Source organism: Candidatus Ruthia endofausta (genome assembly GCF_013342985.1).
GTDB classification, from domain to species: Bacteria; Pseudomonadota; Gammaproteobacteria; order PS1; family Pseudothioglobaceae; genus Ruthia; species Ruthia endofausta.
In genome coordinates, this window is sequence record NZ_CP054490.1 from 567449 (window position 1) to 590215 (window position 22767).

The 22767-nt window shown below is 36.6% G+C and carries 22 protein-coding genes, 1 tRNA gene and 2 pseudogenes; 2 read left to right on the forward strand and 23 right to left on the reverse strand.

The genetic code is table 11. The annotated features are described in order from the left end of the window. Window positions 1-35: 35 nt before the first annotated feature. The 7 genes from HUE58_RS03070 to msrA all read right to left on the reverse strand — a co-directional run bounded on the left by HUE58_RS03070 (window position 36) and on the right by msrA (window position 5093). Window positions 36-431 carry an SGNH/GDSL hydrolase family protein gene (locus tag HUE58_RS03070; RefSeq protein ID WP_174605581.1) on the reverse strand — a complete coding sequence of 132 codons (396 nt, stop codon included), beginning with the start codon at window positions 429-431 and terminating at the stop codon, window positions 36-38. A 3-nt stretch (window positions 432-434) separates the two neighbouring features. After that, a complete protein-coding gene (gene nrdR, locus HUE58_RS03075; protein WP_174605582.1) occupies window positions 435-884 on the reverse strand; it encodes a transcriptional regulator NrdR in 450 nt (149 codons plus the stop codon). An 11-nt stretch (window positions 885-895) separates the two neighbouring features. Beyond that, window positions 896-2149, reverse strand: a complete 1254-nt coding sequence (glyA, locus tag HUE58_RS03080; RefSeq protein ID WP_174605583.1) for a serine hydroxymethyltransferase — start codon at window positions 2147-2149, stop codon at window positions 896-898. Between the two features lie 1139 nt (window positions 2150-3288). After that, a complete protein-coding gene (locus tag HUE58_RS03085) occupies window positions 3289-3615 on the reverse strand; it encodes a hypothetical protein (RefSeq protein ID WP_174605584.1) in 327 nt (108 codons plus the stop codon). A gap of 176 nt (window positions 3616-3791) precedes the next feature. Continuing rightward, window positions 3792-3868, reverse strand: a tRNA-Pro gene (locus tag HUE58_RS03090). Beyond that, the gene (locus HUE58_RS03095; protein WP_174605585.1) at window positions 3859-4605 is read right to left on the reverse strand and encodes a HesA/MoeB/ThiF family protein; all 747 of its coding nucleotides are present in this window, start codon (window positions 4603-4605) and stop codon (window positions 3859-3861) included. Before HUE58_RS03095 ends, HUE58_RS03090 begins: the two co-directional genes overlap by 10 nt. After that, window positions 4602-5093, reverse strand: coding sequence for a peptide-methionine (S)-S-oxide reductase MsrA (gene msrA / locus HUE58_RS03100; RefSeq protein ID WP_174605586.1), 492 nt, complete (start codon window positions 5091-5093; stop codon window positions 4602-4604). The genes HUE58_RS03095 and msrA overlap by 4 nt, the downstream gene beginning before the upstream one ends. Before the next feature lie 846 nt (window positions 5094-5939). Between msrA and HUE58_RS03105 the strand changes: the two genes are divergently transcribed. Then, complete coding sequence (locus tag HUE58_RS03105; protein ID WP_174605587.1) at window positions 5940-6410, forward strand: hypothetical protein; 471 nt, start codon at window positions 5940-5942, stop codon at window positions 6408-6410. 67 nt (window positions 6411-6477) lie between these two features. Here the strand turns inward: HUE58_RS03105 and HUE58_RS03110 are convergent, their stop codons facing one another. The 16 genes and pseudogenes from HUE58_RS03110 to HUE58_RS03190 all read right to left on the reverse strand — a co-directional run bounded on the left by HUE58_RS03110 (window position 6478) and on the right by HUE58_RS03190 (window position 21890). Then, the gene (locus HUE58_RS03110) at window positions 6478-6765 is read right to left on the reverse strand and encodes an integration host factor subunit alpha (RefSeq protein ID WP_174605588.1); all 288 of its coding nucleotides are present in this window, start codon (window positions 6763-6765) and stop codon (window positions 6478-6480) included. Further along, complete coding sequence (pheT, locus tag HUE58_RS03115; protein WP_174605589.1) at window positions 6765-9131, reverse strand: phenylalanine--tRNA ligase subunit beta; 2367 nt, start codon at window positions 9129-9131, stop codon at window positions 6765-6767. The genes HUE58_RS03110 and pheT overlap by 1 nt, the downstream gene beginning before the upstream one ends. Continuing rightward, window positions 9128-10141 (reverse strand): phenylalanine--tRNA ligase subunit alpha, encoded by a 1014-nt coding sequence (gene pheS / locus HUE58_RS03120; RefSeq protein ID WP_422851478.1) that lies wholly within the window; start codon window positions 10139-10141, stop codon window positions 9128-9130. Before pheS ends, pheT begins: the two co-directional genes overlap by 4 nt. 7 nt (window positions 10142-10148) lie before the next feature. After that, window positions 10149-10601: an outer membrane lipoprotein gene (locus HUE58_RS03125; protein WP_174605591.1), complete on the reverse strand. Its 453-nt coding sequence runs from the start codon at window positions 10599-10601 to the stop codon at window positions 10149-10151. Window positions 10602-10623: 22 nt separating this feature from the next. Beyond that, window positions 10624-10983 carry a 50S ribosomal protein L20 gene (gene rplT / locus HUE58_RS03130; protein WP_174605592.1) on the reverse strand — a complete coding sequence of 120 codons (360 nt, stop codon included), beginning with the start codon at window positions 10981-10983 and terminating at the stop codon, window positions 10624-10626. Window positions 10984-11000: 17 nt separating this feature from the next. Continuing rightward, window positions 11001-11198 carry a 50S ribosomal protein L35 gene (gene rpmI / locus HUE58_RS03135; protein WP_071563888.1) on the reverse strand — a complete coding sequence of 66 codons (198 nt, stop codon included), beginning with the start codon at window positions 11196-11198 and terminating at the stop codon, window positions 11001-11003. Between the two features lie 60 nt (window positions 11199-11258). Further along, window positions 11259-11792 carry a translation initiation factor IF-3 gene (infC, locus tag HUE58_RS03140; RefSeq protein ID WP_174606229.1) on the reverse strand — a complete coding sequence of 178 codons (534 nt, stop codon included), beginning with the start codon at window positions 11790-11792 and terminating at the stop codon, window positions 11259-11261. Continuing rightward, complete coding sequence (gene thrS / locus HUE58_RS03145) at window positions 11768-13684, reverse strand: threonine--tRNA ligase (RefSeq protein WP_174605593.1); 1917 nt, start codon at window positions 13682-13684, stop codon at window positions 11768-11770. The genes infC and thrS overlap by 25 nt, the downstream gene beginning before the upstream one ends. Before the next feature lie 77 nt (window positions 13685-13761). After that, window positions 13762-15160 (reverse strand): annotated as a pseudogene (locus HUE58_RS03150) (type I restriction enzyme endonuclease domain-containing protein); the annotation flags it as partial. Between the two features lie 137 nt (window positions 15161-15297). Beyond that, window positions 15298-15612 (reverse strand): virulence RhuM family protein, encoded by a 315-nt coding sequence (locus HUE58_RS03155; RefSeq protein ID WP_174605594.1) that lies wholly within the window; start codon window positions 15610-15612, stop codon window positions 15298-15300. After that, window positions 15605-16756: pseudogene (locus tag HUE58_RS03160) on the reverse strand (N-6 DNA methylase). The gene HUE58_RS03155 and the pseudogene HUE58_RS03160 overlap by 8 nt, the downstream one beginning before the upstream one ends. Before the next feature lie 7 nt (window positions 16757-16763). After that, window positions 16764-18458, reverse strand: coding sequence for a single-stranded-DNA-specific exonuclease RecJ (recJ, locus tag HUE58_RS03170; protein WP_174605596.1), 1695 nt, complete (start codon window positions 18456-18458; stop codon window positions 16764-16766). Then, window positions 18448-18999: an Lcl C-terminal domain-containing protein gene (locus HUE58_RS03175; protein ID WP_174605597.1), complete on the reverse strand. Its 552-nt coding sequence runs from the start codon at window positions 18997-18999 to the stop codon at window positions 18448-18450. The genes recJ and HUE58_RS03175 overlap by 11 nt, the downstream gene beginning before the upstream one ends. Further along, window positions 18992-19978 (reverse strand): NAD(P)/FAD-dependent oxidoreductase, encoded by a 987-nt coding sequence (locus tag HUE58_RS03180; RefSeq protein WP_174605598.1) that lies wholly within the window; start codon window positions 19976-19978, stop codon window positions 18992-18994. The genes HUE58_RS03175 and HUE58_RS03180 overlap by 8 nt, the downstream gene beginning before the upstream one ends. Beyond that, a complete protein-coding gene (gene lspA, locus HUE58_RS03185) occupies window positions 19975-20433 on the reverse strand; it encodes a signal peptidase II (protein WP_174605599.1) in 459 nt (152 codons plus the stop codon). Before lspA ends, HUE58_RS03180 begins: the two co-directional genes overlap by 4 nt. Then, entirely contained in the window at window positions 20430-21890 is a 1461-nt protein-coding gene (locus HUE58_RS03190; RefSeq protein WP_174605600.1) for an MFS transporter, read from the reverse strand. Before HUE58_RS03190 ends, lspA begins: the two co-directional genes overlap by 4 nt. 92 nt (window positions 21891-21982) lie before the next feature. Here HUE58_RS03190 and HUE58_RS03195 point away from each other — a divergent pair, with 92 nt between their 5' ends. Further along, window positions 21983-22765 (forward strand): enoyl-ACP reductase FabI, encoded by a 783-nt coding sequence (locus tag HUE58_RS03195; protein WP_174605601.1) that lies wholly within the window; start codon window positions 21983-21985, stop codon window positions 22763-22765. Window positions 22766-22767 lie beyond the last annotated feature (2 nt).

Genomic DNA, 22767 nt, shown 5'->3' on the forward strand with positions numbered 1-22767 from the left:
CAAGCAATAACTGATAAATTTGCTGTGCCATTAACTCATAAGCCTAATTGATTAAAATCAATCAAATCTGACTTATATTTTTGGTCAGACAATAAATTTTTAATTAAGTCTTTTGCAAAAACCAATTGGTATTCATCAGTCAATTGCTGATAAAAATCAGCCGTTCTTAATGAAGGTTGATGCTTTGCCAAAACTTTGCCTAAGCGTCTTAACCCTCCTTGCGTTGTTTCGCCAGATATGTCTACATTAATAACTTTATGACGGGTTAATTTTGATAAAATCGCAGGATAATTGTTATTTTTACTAACACCTTTACCAAAAGTTAAACTATCGCCAAATACTAAAATAACACTTTGAGGTGGTATTAAATTTAAAGGTTTTTCACCACAAGTATTTAATAATAAAAAACACAGACTTAAAAAATAACACATAAATTATCTCATTAATCTATCAATCTCTTTTTTAAACGCCTCAATATCTTGAAACTGGCGATAAACCGACGCAAAACGAATATATGCCACTTCATCTAATGCTTTAAGCTCTTCCATCACCCATCCGCCAATCTTAGCACAAGGCACTTCACGATCAGCTTGGGTCATTAATTTGCGCTCAATACGTGCAATGGAAGTTTCAATTTGCGAGGTTTTAACAGGGCGTTTTTCTAAAGCTTTTAACAAGCCAGAACGTAGCTTTTCCTCATCAAAAGCCTCTCTAGAGTCATCACTTTTAATCAAACGTGGCAGGTTAAGATCAACCGTCTCACGAGTTGAATAACGCTCACCACAAGAGGTGCATTCACGACGACGACGCACTTGAGAGCCATCATCAGTTAAACGTGTGTCTAATACTTTAGTATCATCAGATTGACAAAATGGACAACGCATATAGTCTTAATCTAGTTATAAACTGGGTACTTAGCACAAAGATTAGTAACTTTTTCTCTAACCTTGTTAATCACAGCCTTATTCTCTAAATCATCACAAATATCACACATCCACGTGGCTAAATCGGCACAATCAGCTTCATTAAAACCACGTGTTGTCACCGCTGGCGTACCCACGCGAATACCACTGGTTACAAAAGGAGAGTGTGGGTCATTCGGCACAGCATTCATATTAACCGTAATATGCGCACTGCCTAAGACAGCATCTACTGCTTTACCTGTTAACTCTTGGTCAATAAAACTTACTAAAAATAAATGATCATCCGTACCACCTGACACTACATCAAACCCGCGCTCAATAAATGTATTGGCCATCACTTGTGCATTAATCTTTACTTGTTTTTGATAAGCCTTATATTCATCACTCATTGCCTCTTTAAAACCCACCGCCTTAGCAGCAATAATATGCATCAGTGGCCCACCTTGAATACCAGGGAAAATAGCAGAATTAAGTTTCTTCTCAATTGCCTCATTAGCCTTAGCCAAAATTAAACCGCCACGGGGGCCGCGAAGTGTTTTATGCGTGGTTGTTGTGGTTACATCTGCAATTGCCACTGGTGATGGATATTCACCCGTTGCTATCAAACCTGCAACATGCGCCATATCAACCATCAAATAAGCGCCAACAGCATCTGCAATTTCTCTAAAACGCTGCCAATCAACCACACATGAATATGCCGAAAAGCCAGCAATAATCATTTTAGGCTTATGCTCTTTTGCTAAAGCCTCAACTTGCTCATAATCAATTTCACCCGTTTTTTCATTCAAGCCATACTGAATGGCATTAAAATTTTTACCCGAAAACGAAGGCGCAGCACCATGCGTTAAATGCCCGCCATGTGCCAAACTCATGCCTAAAATTGTATCTCCAGGCACTAATAATGCCTGAAAAACCGCAGCATTCGCTTGAGAACCAGAATGCGGCTGAACATTCGCATAATCCGCACCAAATAATGCCTTAGCACGATCAATCGCTAATTGCTCAACTGTGTCAACATGCTCACAACCCCCATAATAGCGCTTACGAGGATAACCCTCAGCATACTTATTCGTCAATTGCGAGCCTTGCGCTTCCATCACTGCAGGTGAGGTGTAGTTTTCACTGGCAATTAATTCAATATGCGTCTCCTGGCGAGCCTCTTCCAGTGCAATCGCTTGATGGATTTCAGCATCTACTTTAGCTAACGTTTGAGATTTATCGAACATACTTCTTCCTATAATGTGATGTTTAAAATTTAAGTTATTTATTTTAACGCACAAACGCAAATAAAGAATAAGTTATGGCTCAAAAGCTTTAATTGTTGAAATTGCGTTTTCATCTCAAGATGTGCTCTGTATAGATGAAGCTTTATTTTCATATTCCTTACATATGATGGTGTTATATTGCTGCTGGACTTCGCGTCAATCAGAGCGTCCATGCGCCTTTACTATGTGTCGTAGATGTTATGAATATTGTCTCTGATGATTTAAGCTTAACGGGCAAGGTCGATAAATAGGGCTTTTTTTTAAAACCGCAAGCCTCTACATTAAACTTCGGTTATATATAGAGGCTTGTCTTCTAACACTTAAAGCGCCCTTCTCAAAGTTTTTAAACTAATAGCACTCTTATGTTTAGTCTTTTTTAATTAATCAAATGACTTAATTTTATCCTTACAAAGCTGTTTAGTTAGAATTTGCAAGTGGGTCACTCTTTCACCTAAATAGTTTAACTCTTTCTTCTTCAGTGATTTTACAATGTCTAGAATAGCATGCCTTAACATAGGCTTATTTGAGTAGTTAAAAACAACGGTATTATTAACTTCTATGACATATCCATCTATAACAATAGTACGAGTTACGCCAGACCATATAAAACAATCTTGAGTTAATTTATACAGGGAATTATAAATCATGGTAATACTATTGATTATATTTTTATCATCAGTTTCTTTGACTATATCTGCTGATATATCGTTCTCAATTTTATTGCCAACAATTTTTTTAGATTTCTCTTCTTCTATCCAAACAGCAGAATAATTTTCACTTAACCCCTCCCCAACTGTCTTTAACAGGTTTAATCATTTGCCATTTTGTTTGTTGCTTTTTAGAAATTTCAAAACTAAAAATTGGCATAGTTACTATTCCAATGCGTATATCACTTAAAATTAGTTTATCATTCTATTCATCTAAGCGATAAAATCCACCATGGGAAAAATCTTTGTAGTTTTGGATAATGCTATCGTCTGATAAGTTAAATTTATGTTGTTGATAAGTGCTCTTAACCCATGAGCCAGTGCCTTTATAAAGATGATAAAAATTTCATACACCATATTTTATCTATCGACACGACTCGCCACAATACTAAATTAAAGGATTGGCATCACAAAAGTGTTGGCTATCTCGGCTTTATGAATGGATAATTTGACAACACCTAAAACATACGATTGTAATATCAATGAAAGTGCTAAGTACAATGTACTAATAATAGCTAACACCCAAGTATTTAGTAAATATCCAGCAACAATTGTGTGCCAAAAATGGTTAACGAATCCAACATGGGATGGGTTAATAAAACGCCTAAGCAAAATACCAACCAACATCAATAAGGCATTACATTTGTCCATATTTTTTACAAGCCCCATACCAATGGCAAGCAAAACAAACTTAATATAAAATAGAATGCGAAAAGCCAAGGTGATTAATCATGTTGCTAATGTTATCGCCATAATTAATAAATATCTCTAAATGCAAATATGCTCTAGCTATGATAGCGATTTTAGGCGATTTCTTTGGGCTAATCGCCAGCCCAACACTTGCACCTAAAACAGATTGACTCACTGAATCCATATTTATTCACGCTACTTTTAATTGGTCGGGACGACAGGATTTGAACCTGTGACCACCACACCCCCAGTGTGGTACGCTACCAGACTGCGCTACGCCCCGTGAGCACAGATTTTACAAGACTCGTCTTTATTTATTTTAATTTTTCTAAAAGAAAGGTCTAGCGCATCAATTAGCATTAATTTTCCCACTAATTGCTCACCTAAATTTAAAAGAACCTTGATGGCTTGCAAGGCTTGTAATGAACCCATCATACCTGCAACGGGTGATAGTATGCCATTGTCAACGCAGTTCTCATCAGAATTTCCCTTGGCTGAATACAAGCATTGATAACAAGGCTGTGTTTGCTCGTAACCTTTAAATACAGATAATTGCCCTTCAAAGCGGATAACTGCTGCTGATACTAGCTGTGTTTTTTGCACAACACAAGCCTTGTTAACTTTAAAACGAGTATCAAAATTATCAGTACCATCTAAAACCACATCAGCTTTAGCCACCCAATCATTTAGATTGCTTTGGTTAAGTGTTACAATCGTCGTGACTTTGATATTAGGATTAATGGCAAGCATTTTGTCTTTGGCAGAATCGACTTTTTTCCTACCAATATCATCCGTAAAATGGATGATTTGTCGTTGTAAGTTTGACAATTCAACTTCATCAAAATCAGAAATGATTAAATGTCCAATACCAGCAGAGGCTAAATACAAGGCACTAGGTGAGCCTAAACCACCCATGCCAATTAAGAGTAACGTAGCGTTTTTAAGAGCTTTTTGTCCTTCTACACCGATTTGGGGCAATAGTATTTGGCGAGAATATCTAAGCAGTTCTTGCTCGTTCATTGCTTAAAGTATTTAGCTAGTTTTAATGCGATTAGCATTTGGCAATAAGACTGTGATGAGTTGTCATTAAAGTAGTTTTGATGGTAATTTTCAGCGGAATAAAACACATCCAGTTTTGTAACCTGCGTTACAACCTTGTCACTCATTTGATTAATCATATCAATTGCTTGAGATTGCTGCTCGTCGTTGGTATAAAAAATGGCAGAACGATACTGCGTGCCACGATCATTACCTTGTTGATTTAGTGTGGTTGGGTCGTGCGTTTCAAAAAAAACGTTTAATAAAATCTTAAAAGATACTTTTGACTCATCAAACTCAATCTTAACCACCTCAGCATGCTCAGTTGTGCCTGTACAAATATCTTGATAAGTAGGGTCAACAGTGTTGCCATTGCAATAACCAGAGGTGAGCTTAGTAACCCCCTCAATGCGTTGAAAAATTGCCTCAACACACCAAAAACATCCACCAGCAAAGTAGGCTATTTGCATGTATGATTGTCCACTAACAAATTAAAGTATTAGTATAACTGATGAGCAGTGATGACCATCAAGCAACACAGCTATTTTTGCAAAAAAACTACAAACAACTACCCAGAACGACTTTAAGATATGTTACCAGAGAGTGCATATCTGAAAACCAACAATAAGATTACTCTATTTAAAAGGTAAATTTTAATGTTTCAGATCAGTTTTTATGTCCCTGAAACAAAACTAGAACTTGTAAAAAATACCATGTTTAAAGGGAGTGCTGGCAGGTTTTCGATGATTATGAAAATTGCGCTTGGCAAACGATTGGCATGGGTCAATTTAGATCCATTAAAAACGCTAGTCCCGTAATTGGGCGCTTGGATAAACTTGAAACTATTAAAGAATATAAAGTGGAGATGATATGTACAAATGATTATCTTAACTCGGTTATTAGTGCCATGAAATTCGCACACTCTTACAAAGTAAGTAGTTTACACTGTTATTAAAATGGAAAACCAATGGATAGTAGTACACAAAAACCTTTTGAATTGAACATAGATTTATGCTGAGCTTATTACTTTCATATTGATGGAAAAAAGTTGTAGAACGCATCAAAAGCTTATCGCCACTTGAGGCGCAAATACACTAGACCATACTCTATCACGGTGTTATCCACTTTGACTGGCATTATACAATTTGGCATTTTAGGCTTGTTTATTGGCTCTATTATTACCGCGATGGCCATTAGTATTTTTGATATTTATAGCATAAGATATAATGAAGATAGATTTGACTCATAAGCACGCTTACCAAGAATGGCTCATTATATTTGATTATAATAGTGGATTATAACTAAACGTCGTAACCATGCTCAAAAGACTTGTTGAATTTTTACAAAACAATTATCCTGATGCCAATATTAATGAACATTTAGATGCAAAATATATTCAGCTTAACAATCCTCAACTTAAGCAAATTGCTAATGCACTTCAAAGTGGCGAATTAAGCATAAAATCTGCATCAAATTGTAGTGCAAGCCACTTTATTTTTCATTTTGGCTCAACCCTTGTTTTGCTACAAAAAGATACAACAAATTCAGATATAGCCTATCAGGCAGAACTTGCGTGGGAAACTGACTTTTTATCGGTTAGATCTGTTAGAGACAAAGCCAAAGGTTTTTATTTTATAAATTTTGAATTTGATGATGATTACAACACAACCTTACAAGAGACAAAAAAAACCATCAAAGATCATGTGAGCAATACTGCTAAAAATCAAGAAATTATTGACAAGATAATGCCGATATTAAAAGGTTTTATGTCAGCCATCACAGATTAACAAGTAATTCTAATAATATTGGGAGATTTTAGCACTGCAATTTGCACTTTTTAAGATATGTTTACGATTATTTGCCTTTTTGGGTGGCTGATTTAAGCTTTGGTCCTGATTTAAATACCACCACTTTTCTGGCTGAAATTTCAACCACTTCACCAGTTTTAGGGTTTCTACCCGGTCTGGCAGATTTCTCTTTAATCACAAAGTTACCAAAACTAGACAACTTTACCGACTCTCCAGAGGCTAGCGTTTGTTTGATTTGGTCAAAAAAGTCATGTGTAATTGCTAATGCCTGAACATAGGTTATGTCCATGCTTTTTGCTAATGCGCTGGCAATATTTTTTTTAATAATTGACATTATCTAAGTGTGGCTGAATATTGAGTTTGCATTAACAGCAGTACTTCATCAACTTTAGCATTAAGTTGAACCTCTGTTAATGTGCCTTTTAGTGACTGATAAGTTAAATTAAGTGCAACACTTTTTTTACCTGGCTCAACACCCTCACCTATGTAAACATCAAACAAGTAAACATCAACAAAATATTGTTGTTGCATAGTCTTAACGCTTTGAATTAACTCAGCCACAGGGACAGCCTCATCAAGCACTAAAGCAATATCACGTCCAGATTGTTGGTATGTTGAAAGTGCTTTATATTGAGTAATATTGCGCGATTTTATACTGGCCAAGTCAATTTCAAACAAATAACATTTAGGCAATGATAATTGTTTTTGCACTATTGGTGATAACGCACCTATCCAACCTACTTGTTCACCATTTAATATAATTTTGGCTGTTTGTCCTTTTTGTAAGGCTGTGTGTTGTGCTGCTTCAAAGAAAAATTCAGCATTTGTTAATACCAGTAATGATTCCAAATCAGCCTTAATGTCAAAAAAATCCAAGGGTTGTAAATCAGCTGACCACTGTGCATCAAAGCGATTACCTGTGACAATAGCGGCTAATTTATTAGATTGTTCATCCGCCTTAATGCCGTCAAAACATAGGCCAATTTCAAAGAACCTAGCATCTGTATGTCCGCGCCTTTGGTTAGATTCTACTGTTTGTAACAAGCCTGATATGAGCGAGGAGCGCATGATTGACATATCGGCTGAAATTGGGTTTGAAAGCCTGATTTTTTTTGCATCTGGACTGATTAAATTTTGGTACTTTTCAGAAATAAAACTATAAGTAATAACCTCTTGGTAACCACGATTAACCAAGCTTTGCATAATATCATACTGGTCAATATCAGCCTCAGAAGTGGTGCTAATATTGGCCTCTAAAGACAGTTTTTGTACAGGTAATTTATCATAACCATATAGCCTTGCCAATTCTTCAATCAAATCAACAGGAATGCGAATATCAAATCTAGCACTTGGTGGAATAATAGTCCATGAATTATTGGTTTGTTGTGATATTTCAAACCCGAGATTAATAAATTTTTGCTCAATCCACTTTGCATCTAACTCAAAGCCTAAAACCTTTTGAATTTTTTCTTGACTAATGGTAATTGGCTTTAATTCTGGCAATGTGCTTTTGTCAATACAGGCATTATTAACTTTACTTGCTTGACCGCCACAAATATCAACAATAAGTTGTGTGGCACGATCCATTGCCAACTCAGTCATTTTAAAATCCACACCACGTTCAAAACGCAAGGATGACTCGGTATGTAGGCCATAGCTTCTAGCTTTTCCTGCAATGGATACTGGTTCAAAAAAAGCACTTTCTAGTAATATACTACTAGAACTATCTTGAGTAGAACTATCCATACCGCCCATAACACCTGCAATAGCAAGCACTGAGTTACTATCAGCAATGACCAAGGTATCTGCTTTTAATTTTAGTGTGGTTTCGTTCAACAGCTCAAGTTGTTCACCAGATTTTGCCATTCTAACTTTGATATCACCTGTTAACTTTGACAAATCAAATGCGTGCATTGGCTGACCCAATTCTAGCAAAACAAAATTGGTAATATCGACCACAGGGGAATAGAGTTGTTGACCAGAGTGCACTAGCTTATCAGCCATCCACTTGGGCGTTTTAACTGTATTGTCAATATCTGTGATGGTTCTTATTAAATACTTTGGACAAGCTTGTGTATTACTAACACTAGCGCCAATGGCGCAATCGCCCTGTGCAAATACTTCAAATTTGGGCAGATCAAAAGCCAAACTATAATGAGCACTCACTTCACGAGCAACACCTAAAATTGAAAAACAATCACCACGATTAGGTGTGATGTCTAATTCAATAACATAATCATCAAGATTTAAGTACACTCTAATATCTTGCCCAATAGGTGCATCATCTTCAAGCTCAGCAATGCCTTGTGATAAATCAGCCATGCCTAATTCAGATTTTGAGCAAATCATGCCAAACGACTCAACACCTTTCAATTTGGCTTTTTTAATCCTTAAACTATCTGACAATTGAGCACCAACCGTAGCAACAATCACTTTCAAGCCTGAGCGGATGTTTTTAGCGCCACAAATAATTTGTAAATTTTCAGCCTCACCCACATCAACTTGGCACAAATTTAGCTTGTCAACATTAGGATGTTGATTACAAGAAACAACACAACCTACAACAACACCTTTAAAAGCTGGTGCAATAGGCACAATACCGCCAACCTCAAGCCCTGCCATGGTTAATTCTTCTGTTAATATTTCATCAGTTACATTAGGATTGACCCACTCACGCAACCAACTTGATAAAATATTCATCTAAACTGTCTCAAGAAACGACTGTCATTTTCAAAGAAAAGGCGCAAATCATTCACACCATAACGCAACATTGCCAAACGCTCAATTCCTATCCCAAATGCCAACCCAGTATAAATCTCTGAGTCAATATTGACTGATGACAACACATTAGGATGAACAACACCACAACCCAACACTTCAAGCCAACCCGTTTTTTCACACACTCGACAGCCTTTACCGCTACAAATAACACATTCAATATCAGCTTCTGCAGATGGTTCGGTGAATGGAAAATACGAAGGACGAAAACGCACTTTCAACGCTTCTTTTTCAAAGTAAGCACGTAAGAAATCAATCAACAAACCCTTAAGTTGTGCAAAATTTGCATGTTTATCAACAATTAAACCTTCGACTTGGTGAAACATGGGGGTGTGTGTAATATCTGAATCGCAACGATAAACTCGCCCAGGTGCAATGATACGCACTGGTGGTTTTTGTTTTTCCAATGTGCGAATTTGCACAGGGGATGTGTGCGTTCTTAGTACCGTATTTTTATCAAAATAAAACGTATCATGCATAGCACGCGCTGGATGATGCTCAGGGATGTTAAGTGCGGTAAAATTATGAAAATCGTCTTCTATTTCAGGGCCTAGTGTCACTTCAAAAGCATTCTTTGCAAATAAGGATTGAATGCGATTAAGCGTTATTGTAATTGGGTGCAATCCACCCATCTCAGCATGTCGCCCCGGCAGAGATACATCAATTTTTTCTGCCAATAGAAACTTTTCTAATACAATAAGTTCTAAGTGATTTTTTTTATCAGTTAGTAATGTTTGTATTCTAATTTTAGTCTGATTAATGGCTTCACCCATTGTAGGACGTTGCTCTTTTGAGAGTTTGCCTAAGCCTTTTAATAAAGCGGTTAGTTCACCTTTTTTACCTAAAAAACTAATTCTTAAATCTTCAAGCTCTTGTAAGTTTTGTGTTTTTGCAATAGAGGTCTTAGCCCTATCAAGAATAGCGCCTATCACAATCAAACTATTGATGTGTCAGACGCACTGTTTGTCCACCTTGAATAGCATAAACCTGATCGCCAACTCTTAGTCCTTGTTGAGACTTTTGCACAAAAGCTTTGATTTGTCCATTACTTAACTTAAGTAAAAATTCAAACCCAGTTTCAGTAGTTGTATTTTCTTCAACAGCCCGACCCGCTATAGCACCAAGCAAACCACCTACAATAGCGGTAGGTATTTTATCTCTTCCACCACCCACTGCACTTGCCGAAACAACAACACCTAAAGCTTTAGAGCCTGATAATTTAATAGGTTTAATAGAAATAATACGCCCTTCTAGCGCGCTAGATAATTGACCAGTTTCGGCAGAAAAATATGTATTTGCACCTCTTTCATCTTGAGTAAATCGATTCATTGACGATTGACAAGATGAAAGAAATATAACGAATAACGCTAAAAAAACAATTCTATTCTTCATACCTAACTCCTACTATTATTTATTATGCAATCAAAGCCTGTTTTGCTTGATCTGCAATTCTTGCAAATGCCGCTTTATCAAAAATAGCAATGTCTGATAAAACCTTACGATCAATTTCAATACCTGCTTTGCTCATACCATCAATCATTCTTGAATAGCCTAAACCATTATTACGTGCCTCAGCATTAATACGCACAATCCAAAGCCGGCGAAATTGACGACGTCTTTGACGACGATCACGATACGCGTACTGTCCTGCTTTAATAACCGCTTGTTTAGCAACGCGATATACCTTAGACCTTGCGCCATAGTAACCCTTGACTTTCTTTAAAATTTTCTTATGTTTTGCGTGCGCTTGCACACCTCTTGATACTCTTGCCATTTTCTTCTACTCCTAAATTAACTATACGGTAACATTTTACGAACCATTGGTACATCGGCTTTCTCAACCGTGTCTGGTGCGCGCAAACTGCGTTTTCTAGAAGTACTCTTCTTGGTCAGAATATGACGTAGGTGGGAGTGTTTACATTTATAACCGCCACTGGCAGTTTTTTTGAAGCGCTTTGCAGCCCCCCTATTGGTTTTTAACTTTGGCATCATTTACTCCTTTTATTACCCTATCAGGCTTTTTTTATATTTTCAGACTTTTTTTAAATCTTACTTTTTCTTTGATTTGGGTGCCAGCATCATGCCTAGCTGACGACCCTCTAATTTTGCCTTTTGTTCTACATTGGCAAATTCCTCTGTGTCCTTTTCAATTCTGTCTAGCATTTCCATGCCCAGTTCCTTGTGTTGCATTTCGCGACCGCGGAACCAAATACTCACCTTCACCTTGTCACCATTATTTAAGAACTTCACCAAGTTCTTAAATTTAATTTGGTAATCACCCTCTTCAGTGCCTGGACGGTACTTAATAGTTTTAACTGTGTTTCTTTTTTGTTTTTTTTTGGTTTCTTTCTTTTGCTGCTTTAATTCATAAAGAAACTTGCCAAAATCCATAATCTTGCAAACAGGTGGCTGAGCATTGGGAGAAACCTCTACTAAATCTAGCCCAGCCTGCGTTGCTTTTTGCTTTGCAATATCGGTATCAACAATACCAAGCTGCTCGCCTTTAGCGTCAATCAATCGAACTTCTGCTACTCTAATGGTGCCATTAATTTGAGTTTTTACTTTATTTGTTTTTTTAATAATGTCTCCTGGTTTACCTTTTCTACAAACACTTCAATATTCATTGCACCTAAATCTTCACCGCCACGTTTTCGCACTGAAATTTGACCTTTTTCCATCTCTCGATTACCCACTATTAAAATATAAGGATAACGTTGTAATGAATGCTCGCGTATTTTAAAGCCTATCTTCTCATTTCGCAAGTCCGAAATGATCCTAAGTCCTTGTTTTTTTAACTTTTTAGTCATACCAACAACAAAATCTGCTTGTTTTTCAGAAATATTAATAATAACTGCTTGAATAGGTGCCAACCAACAAGGGTACGCGCCTTCGTAATGTTCAATCAAAATACCCACAAATCGTTCTAGTGAACCCACAATTGCACGATGTAACATGACGGGGGTTTGCTTTACACTATCTTCATCAATAAATTGCGCACCTAAACGTTCTGGCATAGAAAAATCAACCTGCAATGTACCGCACTGCCACTGCCGATCCAGACAATCTTTTAATACAAACTCAATTTTAGGTCCGTAGAATGCGCCTTCACCCTCCTGCAACTCCCATTTAATGCCCTTAGTGTCAAGCGCCTCTTCTAACGCTGCCTCGGCTTTGTCCCATACCTCGTCTGAACCCACACGATTTTCTGGACGGGTTGAAAGGTTGATATCAACCTTATCAAAGCCAAAATGCTTATACACAGCAAAAGTCAAATCAATAAAGGTTGAAACCTCATCTTGAATTTGCTTAGATGTACAAAAAATATGACCATCATCTTGTACAAAATTACGCACACGCATAATACCGTGCAACGTACCTGAAGGCTCATTACGATGGCACGAGCCAAACTCTGCTAAACGTAGTGGCAAATCACGATAAGATTTTAGACCTTGGTTATAAATTTGGATATGTGCAGGGCAATTCATGGGTTTTACAGCATAATCACGATTTTCAGAACTGGTGGTAAACATAGTATCGCCAAATTTATCCCAATGGCCTGATTTTTCCCAAAGACTTTTATCAATTAATTGTGGTGTATGTACCTCTTGATAGCCATTATCTTTGAAAATATCACGCATATATTGTTCAAGCAATTGGTACAACGTCCAACCTTTAGCGTGCCAAAACACCATGCCAGGCGCCTCTTCTTGCATGTGAAATAAATCTTGAATTTTGCCAATTTTACGATGGTCACGCTTTGAAGCCTCTTCCAATCTGTGCAAATGTGTCTCTAAATCTTGTTTAGTTGCCCAAGCCGTGCCGTACACACGTTGTAACATTTCATTATTAGAGTCACCACGCCAGTAAGCACCTGCCAATCTCATTAATTTAAAGGCTCTTAGCTTGGCAGTTGAAGGCACATGTGGCCCACGACAAAGGTCAATAAAATCCCCCTGCTTATATAAAAACAGCGTTTGATCAGCAGAAATTGATTCAATAATTTCAGCCTTGTAGTACTCGCCCTTATCTTTAAGAAATTGTACCGCTTCATCACGACCCATCTCAAATCTTTCAATCTTAAGATTTTGTTTGACCAGCTTGTGCATATTTTTTTCAATTTTAGCTAAATCACCCTCTGAAAAACCATCTGAATATGCAAAATCATAATAAAAACCATTGTCAATCACAGGACCAATTGTCACTTGTGCATCTGGATAAAGCATTTGCGTGGCTTGTGCCAATAAGTGCGCTGTAGAATGGCGAATAACTTCAAGCCCTTTCTCATCACTCGCTGTAATAATCGCAAGACTAGCATCCGCCTTAATTAAAAACGATGTATCAACCAACTCACCATCAACCTCACCAGCCAATGCCGCTTTAGCCAAACCCGAGCCAATAGACTTTGCTACTTGCGCAACGCTAACGGCTTGCTCAAATGTTTTTTGGGTTCCGTCTGGCAAGGTGATAATCGGCATGGAAAAAGTTATAAAAATAAAAGATGAACATTCTACTTTATTGATTCGCTTGAATAATGTTTTTTAAAATTTTCAGCCTACTCAAAAATATCCTTGTAAATTTCGTCCCGTTCTACAGGTGGATAGCCGTATTTATCTAACAATAATATCAGCCCCACCTTTAAAGCAGATTTAATATCGTCTTGTTTATTCCAATTTAATAAGTTTGTCCTCAGAGTATTTAAAATCATATTTAATGCACAAGTCTTTTAAAATATCGTAAAACGCTTTTTACTCAAAATCAATCCCTAGCGCATCACCTGCTAATCAACTCTTGTTTAATTTGTTAAATTAAACAAGAGTTGATTAGCCATTTCTTCGTAAACTTCACTACGCAACACGTCATCTTCTTTTCTTTCATTATAACGCTCAATCAAAGATTGCATTTTTTTAGGAAAATCAACCCCTTTAATTTTATTAATTTCTTCAACGCCATCACTTTTTAAAGCATTTCTTATCATTTTACGAACTTTGGTATTCATTTGAGCAGTGTCAGGTACATTGCCTTTTATTAGCTTAAAAACGATTGAACGAATGGCTAAATAAAAATGCACAAAATCCCTTTCTACTTGCATTAATTGCTCACCACCTGCACAAATATCATAAGCGGCTTAGGCGTTTTACCAACCCCATAAAACGAATTTCAAACACTTTGGTTAGTTGCACGTATTCAACCGCCCCGTTCAAAGTATCTAACTATTCTAATGCAGTGCTATTAAAATAGTTAGAGCTTTCAAATTGATGAAAAACTTTAGCCAACAAATCCAAATGATTTCTAACGATGATTAAAGATTCTTCTAAGTCTTCAAAGTTTTCTCTTTCGCCTTGGTTGTATTAACTAAAGTAAGGTTAATTTGCTTTTTAATATCAATATAATCAATCACCAAGCCTTTGTTCTTTCCCTTAAATTTTCGATTAACTCGGGAAATCGTTTGAATCAAGTTGTGCTGTTTGATTGACTTGTCAATATAAATTGAATCCAAAAATGGCACATCAAACCCTGTCAAGCATATATCAACCACAATGGCTATCTTGAAATTAGATTTTTCATTTTTAAATTGCTTATCCAACTCTTGTGTTAATACTTGCAAGCAGTCTGGGTCGCTAAGAATAACATTCATAGTGGCAGTTGCTTTTTTGCTGGCTTCTATCTAATATTCATTCGCCCCTTCTTTTATCGCTATTTCATAGTAGGCTTCTATTTTCTCTAATTCGCTATTGTGCAATGCAACTTTAGCTGTTCGCCCTTCATAAACAATTCGCACTGTTTATTTCATCTTTAACCGATTGTATCATAGTGTAGGCATCGACAACTTTACCAAACACCTATAAAGTTACTTCTATTGGCGTGCCTGCAAATCCTACAAAAGTTACATTGGGAAAAGAGTCATGCAAATATTTAGCAAAGCCATAAGTCTTTTTTACCTCGTTAGACGTGTTGTTCTTTTGGTTAATAATTCTATGTCTTAACTAACCCAACCTGTCCAGTTCTTGTATAAATTATATCGTCAAAATATGCCAAACATTTTATTGGATTGCTGCTGATTCACTCATCATTAACCCTTATTAGTCGACTACTCTATCATCAATTTATCAAAAATGATTGCATCAAGATTATAAAATGCTATTGTTCTTTTTAAGGCTCTACTGCCTTCTTTCTGAACTATTGGGAAATCTCCAATAATTGTATTTTTATCTAACTCATCATTGTTGTAAATATTTTTTAAGTGCTCATTGACGGTACTGACATCCACTTCAAAAAGTGTTGCCATTAATTTCTGTAAAAACCAAACAGTGCCATCTTTGTATTGGGTCTCAATACTATTTTTGTCTTCTTGTGTTATAAATATCAAAAATTCTTCCGTGCTATTTCTAATTAATTTACTCATAACCCAAGCCTTTTAGATTTTGGTCTAGTTTTTTGGCCTCACTCATTTGTTTAAATAAGGTTTGAGTTAAATTCTTGCATTAGAATTTCAAAGACCTCTGAATCGTCCTCTTCTTCTTCCACGCCGGCATATCACCCACATAATCATTGGCTTTAATCTCATCCATGGTGGCAGATTTACAAAAGCCTAAAATGTCTTGATAATTGCCATCTTTTGCTTCAACCTCTCCAAGCGTGGATAGGTTTGGGTAATTTTTCGAATATCCTCTATGATGAGCTGTTTATGCACACGGTCAATCATCGAGCCTAGGTTTCTAGCATCAATAAATAAAGTTTTACTGGGTTTTATTACGGGTCAAAAACCATAGGCACACAGGGATTTGCGTAATGTAGAAAAGTTGCCCCGGCAAGGCAATCATACAATCAACCAAATCATTATTGATGATTTGTTGTCTAATACCGCCTTCTCCTGAGGTATTAAAACTCATTGAGCCATTTACCAACAGAAATCCTGCCGTGTCACTGACCGAAAGTTTGCTTAACATATGCATATCATATCCAAGCGTAGTTAGCATTGCCAGGAGGTAATAAACTCAACACTTTGTACAAACATACCTCCTGAACCACAGGTTGGATCATAAATAATACTTTGGTAGGGTTTGAACATTCGGGTTAGCAATTGCACCACGTATTTTGGCGTGTAAAACTCGCCACCACCTTTGCTTTCTTTAGAGACAAAATGTGATAAAAAATACTCATAAACCCTACCAACAATATCATTTTATGCATCATTCAAGGTGTTAATATCATTAATTTTATCAATCAGTACAGCCAGTTTTTCAGTGTCTAGCCCAGCCCTAGACGAGAAAAATAATTATCAGACAATGCACCTTTTAAAGCGGGGGTTTTTCAATCGTGCTGAGTACGGTATCAATTTTTAAAGCAATGTCGTTTGTTTGACATTTTTAATGATAAAGTCCCAATGTACATGCTCTTTTTCTGAATTTTGCAAATTTATCACTGGCGAATTTTAAGAATATTAAGTCCAGCACCACATGTTTATACTCTGATGATTCAACCAAGCCACGTAATTTATCGCACAATTGCCAAAGGGTTTCTTCAATTGATTTTGATTTTTGTTTCATGATTTAATTATATATTGTGAATTTGTTCAATCATAAGTTGTAATGAAGTGCTACCTCGCCATTCATTAATGGATAGTTTGTAGGTAATTTGAGCTTTTGTGTTTTTAATAGGTGCTTGAAAAAATGCAATGCCATCATATACAGTGTTATTGTTTGTAAATTTTAAACGGCATTTTAAGTGTTTTTCGCCAACCACTTTTTGCTCAACCAACTCAAACTCACCATAAAAAATTGGTTCATCAAACCCTTGACCCCAAGGTCCAGCATCAATTAATAATTGTGCATTATCTAAAGACAATTCAAATGCCTCTAATTCACCATCGGTTAACAGTTCAACTTTGGGTATTTGATTGCCTAAATGAGTTTGAATAGCATTTGCAAAAGCTTGCTTAAAACCAGTGAAATTTTCAGGCTTGATGCTTAATCCTGCTGCCATAGCATGACCACCAAATTTTAAAATTAAATCAGGATTTTGCCTATCTAATAAATCTAATAAATCTTTGATATGTACACTGGGAATAGAGCGAATAGAGCCTTTTAAATCATTACCCGACTGAGAAAATACCGCAACTGGACAATGGTAATCCTCTTTAAGTTTACCAGCAACAATACCGACAATGCCTTCATGCCAAGATGCATCAAACAAGCTGATGGCAAATTTATCCTCTGTTACTTCTTGCGCATCCACAATGGCTTGCGCCTCATCTTGCATACGGGTTTGCTTTTGTTTGCGCTTTTGATTAAAGACTTCTAACTCTTGGGCGTAACGTCTAGCATCATTCATATTTTCAGTTAGCAAGCATTTAATGCCACGAGAAATATCACTCAAACGCCCTGCTGCATTTAGGCGTGGTGCGACTGAAAAACCTAAATCACTGGCACACAGGGTTGCACTGGGTCGATTTGAGATTTCCAGTAATGCCAAAATACCAGGGACGCATTTTTTTTGCTGGATACGCTTAATGCCTTGGTCAATCAAAATTCTATTATTTTGGTCAAGTTTTACCACATCAGCAACTGTGCCAAGTGCAACTAAATCCAATACATTTCGCAAATCTGGCGGAGTGATTTTATGATTGATAAAATAATCACACTTAATCAAATGAGTTTTAAAAGCTGAAAACAAGTAAAAACACACGCCAACACCTGCTAAATTTTTGCTTAAAAATTCACAACCCTTAAGATTGGGGTTGATAATGGCATCTGCTTGTGGCAGGGTTTTACTGGGTAAGTGATGATCAGTGATAATCACCTGAATACTTGATGATTTTGCCAGTTTTACCCCGTCAAAACTTGAAATGCCATTGTCAACTGTGATGATCAAATCGGGTTGTTTTTCTTGAATAGCTAATTTTACAATTTCCTCGCTCAAACCATAACCATGCTCAAAACGATTAGGCACTAAGAAATCAACAAATTTTACCCCCATCATGCGTAATGACTTAACTGCTACAACAGATGCAGTTGCCCCATCACAATCAAAATCGCCAACAATCAAAATACGTTTTTGATTAAGTAGGGCCTGCTCAAGTAAAATAAGTGCGACATCTAGTTGGAGGAAATTAGGTTTTAAAAGATGGACAAGATTCAAAGATAAATGCGACTCATTAATACCACGAGCGGCGTAAATTTTCTTTAAAAAAGTATGAATGTCATCTGAATATGAATCAAATAAATTTTGGTCTATTATTCTAGTAAGCATCACTTACTGCTCGAATATGAGCATCAAAAGATTTGTCAGAACCTTTGCTACCACCATAGAAAAATGGCACATCAATTGCAATATCAACATCTTGCTCATCCGTACTCCAGTAAGATTTGCGCTTGGCATTTGGAAAAAAATCTGGATTGATAAGCAAGTCATTATCGCCATAAATCAATAAAGTTCTCAATTCTGATTCACTGGGTAAGCGCCAAGCGCTTTGTTTACATAACTTAACTGTATTTAACGTATTAATAAACGCTTGAGTATTACAATTTTTGCCCCAGTGGCAATAATGGCTATAATCGCCATTATCAACTCCTGATTTACCATCAAACCAAGTGTAGGTGTTGTTCATATCTTGTAACCCTTTATCACTTAATTTGACCTCCCATACCAACTTAGATTGCTGGTCAAGTACACACTGATGATTTCTAGATTCGCTTTCAAGAATATTTCCTTGCGCTGAAACCTTAATTAACTGTGCATTGACAATTAAAGTACAAATAAAGAATGACAAAAAAGCGGTTATTTTATACATTGATAATCAGCTGTTTAATTTTATCTGCACTGGCAGATGCCATATTTAAGCCATTGCGAAAATGCCCAGTATTTATTAATAAATGCTCAAATTGCTCATGCTTACCCAGTATAACCTTACCAGAAAGGCTTGCCGGTCTAAAGCCAGACCAATGGTGCTCAATTTTCGCATTAAGTAAAGCTGGAAATCTTTGATAGGCAAATTCATGGAGTAATTTTTGCACACTAATATCAGTACGACCATCAAAACCAACATTTTCCATGGTAGAGCCCACCAGTATTCGCCCATCTGCCCTTGGAATAATGTACCTACCTTGATCTAATACAATGTTCTCTACTACGTCCTTAGTTGATTGTAGAACAATCATTTGTCCTTTCATCGGAAAAACCTCATCAGTAAGTCTTAGCCACTTAGAGCTCCATGCGCCAGAACAAACAACAATATCCTGTGCAAAATAATCTTTATTCTTGGTTTTCACGCCAATTACTTGGTTGTCTTTTATCAATAAATTATTTGCCTGAACATACTCAATGACATTCACCCCTTTATTCAAAATATCAACCTTCAAGGCTTGTAATAACCTTGGATTTCGAACCTGAGCAATGTTAGCAAATAAGGCGCCATTAACATGAGGCTGATAACTAATCTGATATTTATCCATCCATTGTGTCGCTAATAACGAGTCATATTCATCCATCATTAACAAGCCAGATTGGATATATTGCGGGTCAATACCTGTATCTTCAAAAATTTGCAGACATAAATCTGCATAAACTGCTTGTGAGGCAAAACTTAACTCATTGGTCAAATCATCATAACGCCAAGGATACAGTGGGCTAATAATGCCACCACCCGCCCAAGACGACTCTTTGCCACACTCACGCTGATCTAGCAAGGTAACACTAGCACCTGCTATTGCTAATGTTCTCGCACTCATCATGCCAATAATACCACCACCAATCACCAAACAATCACTCATTTTTTCCAATCCAGTATGATTAATAATATCACACCAATACTGATAAAAATATCAGCAAAATTAAAAATTGGATAATTAAATCCATCGTAATGAAAATCAATAAAATCAACAATAGACCCATTAGCAATTCGGTCAATCATATTGCCAAGTGCGCCTGATAAAATAAGTGCTAAACTGATAAGTTTAAACTTATGTTTCAAGGGTGTTCTTAGCATCCAAACACTAATAACAATACTGGCAATAGCAGAAACACTTGATAAAAAATAACGCTGCCAACCACCACTATCAGCCAAAAAACTAAACGCTGCACCGTAGTTATGAACAAAAGTTAATGATAAAAATTCATTAATAGCAAGCGAATAACCAACGCCTAAATATTCATAAGCCAGTAGTTTTGTTAGTTGGTCAAGCGCAATCAGTAGTATAACTAATAAAAAATAATGTCTTGTTTTCATGCTTTATTTGGGTTAAATTTTAATATAACAACAATTGGTATTACAAATCCCACACCAATAACAACCCAAAGCAAACTACCAAGTTCTGTGTAATTTTGTGTACTAATCACAACACCATCTGTCATAACCTCTCGACTGACAACAAAAATTTTGTTTAAATATTTGGTAAGTAAACCAGCAGCAGCAAGTGCAATGTTCATTAAACTTGCCATTAAGGCAAACCAAGTGCCTTTTTTTCCTTCTGGCGCATGAATAGCCACTAATGTTAGCATTAACACTTGAGAGATATAATTAAAAGGTGAGGAAATAGCCGTGTCAACCAATGCCACAGTACGCGCATCAACACCTAGCCAAATGTGCACATCGTAATACATCGCCACAATAGGTATTGATAACAGGGTGCCTATAATGGTTAAAAAGATTAATACTTCAACAATACTCCTTTTAATGATAAATTTAGCAGAAAACCACATACCAGCAAGCGCAATAGCACCAGCAATAGCAGATAATTTAGCAAAAAAAGCCTCATCAAAACCAAGTACATCAATTTGCCACCAATTAAGACCTGCACCCACTGATGGCATTGCTCGATAAACAAAAATAACAATCATTGCCATTTTAATGTGCATAATAGTGCGAGCATCCAAATCAGTAATTAATCCTCGAAGAAAATACAGCACCACGCTAAAAGAAACAATAAAAACAATTTCTTGCGAATAAGGCACGTCGTTATACCCCATCAGTACAATAAAAACAGCAAATGTCAAACCGCCAAACAATACTTGCTTGTTAATAGGTGATACAGTTACTATATTTAACTTAACCAAACTGATGCCTAAGATTGACAATAAAGGCACAAACAACGCAATCATAAACACCACTTCACGATTATCTTTAAAAACACTAGCCAGTTCACCACCAATCCAGCTTGTTAAAAAGATAGCCAAACCTAATGAAAGTCTTGATAAAACCTGAATGGTGGCAAGTTCTTGGTTAATTTTATCCTTACTTTGGGATTTATCAACAACCTCTGTTGTCATAGTGTCAGCAACCACATCTTGTATCACAAACCCTACTACAGCGATGACACTGGCAATAATATAAATAAACTTTTTAGAAAAATCCTGCACAATAACGTAATCACCAATAACAGCAATCATTAATACAGAACTTAATGTAATTAAAGCAGCACCAATATAAACATAAGACTTGCGATTAGAGCCAAAAATTTGAATACTATCAATCATTTGCCCAAAAATCATCTTAACAGTCCAAGGAGTGGTTAACCATACAGCAAGCTCGGCCAAGTCAGAAGCTGACATGTCTAACGCCTCTTTCACCCAAAAATTTTCAGCAATGGCAGTAAAAATACTACTACCATAGGAGAAATAAATCAGCAACAGGGGAGCGTAGCGTATTCTAAGCGCTCGAATGGGGATTAAGAAAATATCCAACATTTATAAAATAATAATAGCAAGAAACGATTAATCATTATAGGTGCTGTGTAGGTTATAATTTACTTTTCTGTTAATAACAAAATTGGAGATTTATGGGCTTCTTAACTGGGAAAAAAGCGCTCGTTGTTGGTGTGGCGTCAAATCGCTCTATTGCTTGGGGAATCGTTGAGGCTATGGCTAAACAAGGCTGTGAAATTGCACTCACCTACCAAAATGAAAAACTCAAAAAGAGAGTTGATAAATGCGCCGTAGCTTGCCACTCAAATATTGTCATTGAATGTGACGTTGCTAGTGATGAGGGTATTGAAAGAACCTTTAAAGAATTAAAAAATCATTGGGATAATTTTGATATTATCGTTCATTCGGTCGCCTTTGCACCACGTGAAGCGCTAGATGGTAACTATATTCAAGCAACCACTCGTGAAAATTTTACCACGGCGCATGATATTAGCTCATACAGTTTTACTGCACTTGCAAAAGCTGCTTATTTCATGCTTAATGACAATGGCGCTTTATTAACAGTTAGTTATTTAGGCAGTATTCGCGCTATTCCAAATTACAACATAATGGGTGTAGCCAAAGCCTCACTTGAAGCTAATGTTCGTTATATGGCAGCAGCTTTAGGACCTGAAAGAGGTATTCGCGTTAATGCAGTCTCAGCAGGACCAATTAAAACTTTAGCAGCATCTGGTATTAAAGATTTTGGCAAACTGCTTGATTATGCCGCAGATAATTCTGCACTTAAACGCAACGTAACTACTGAAGAAGTGGGTAATACCGCTGCATTTTTGTGTTCTGATTTAGCCTCAGGCATCACTGGCGAAATAACCTATATTGATTCTGGTTATAACTTTTATGACAAGGGGCCAAATTAATA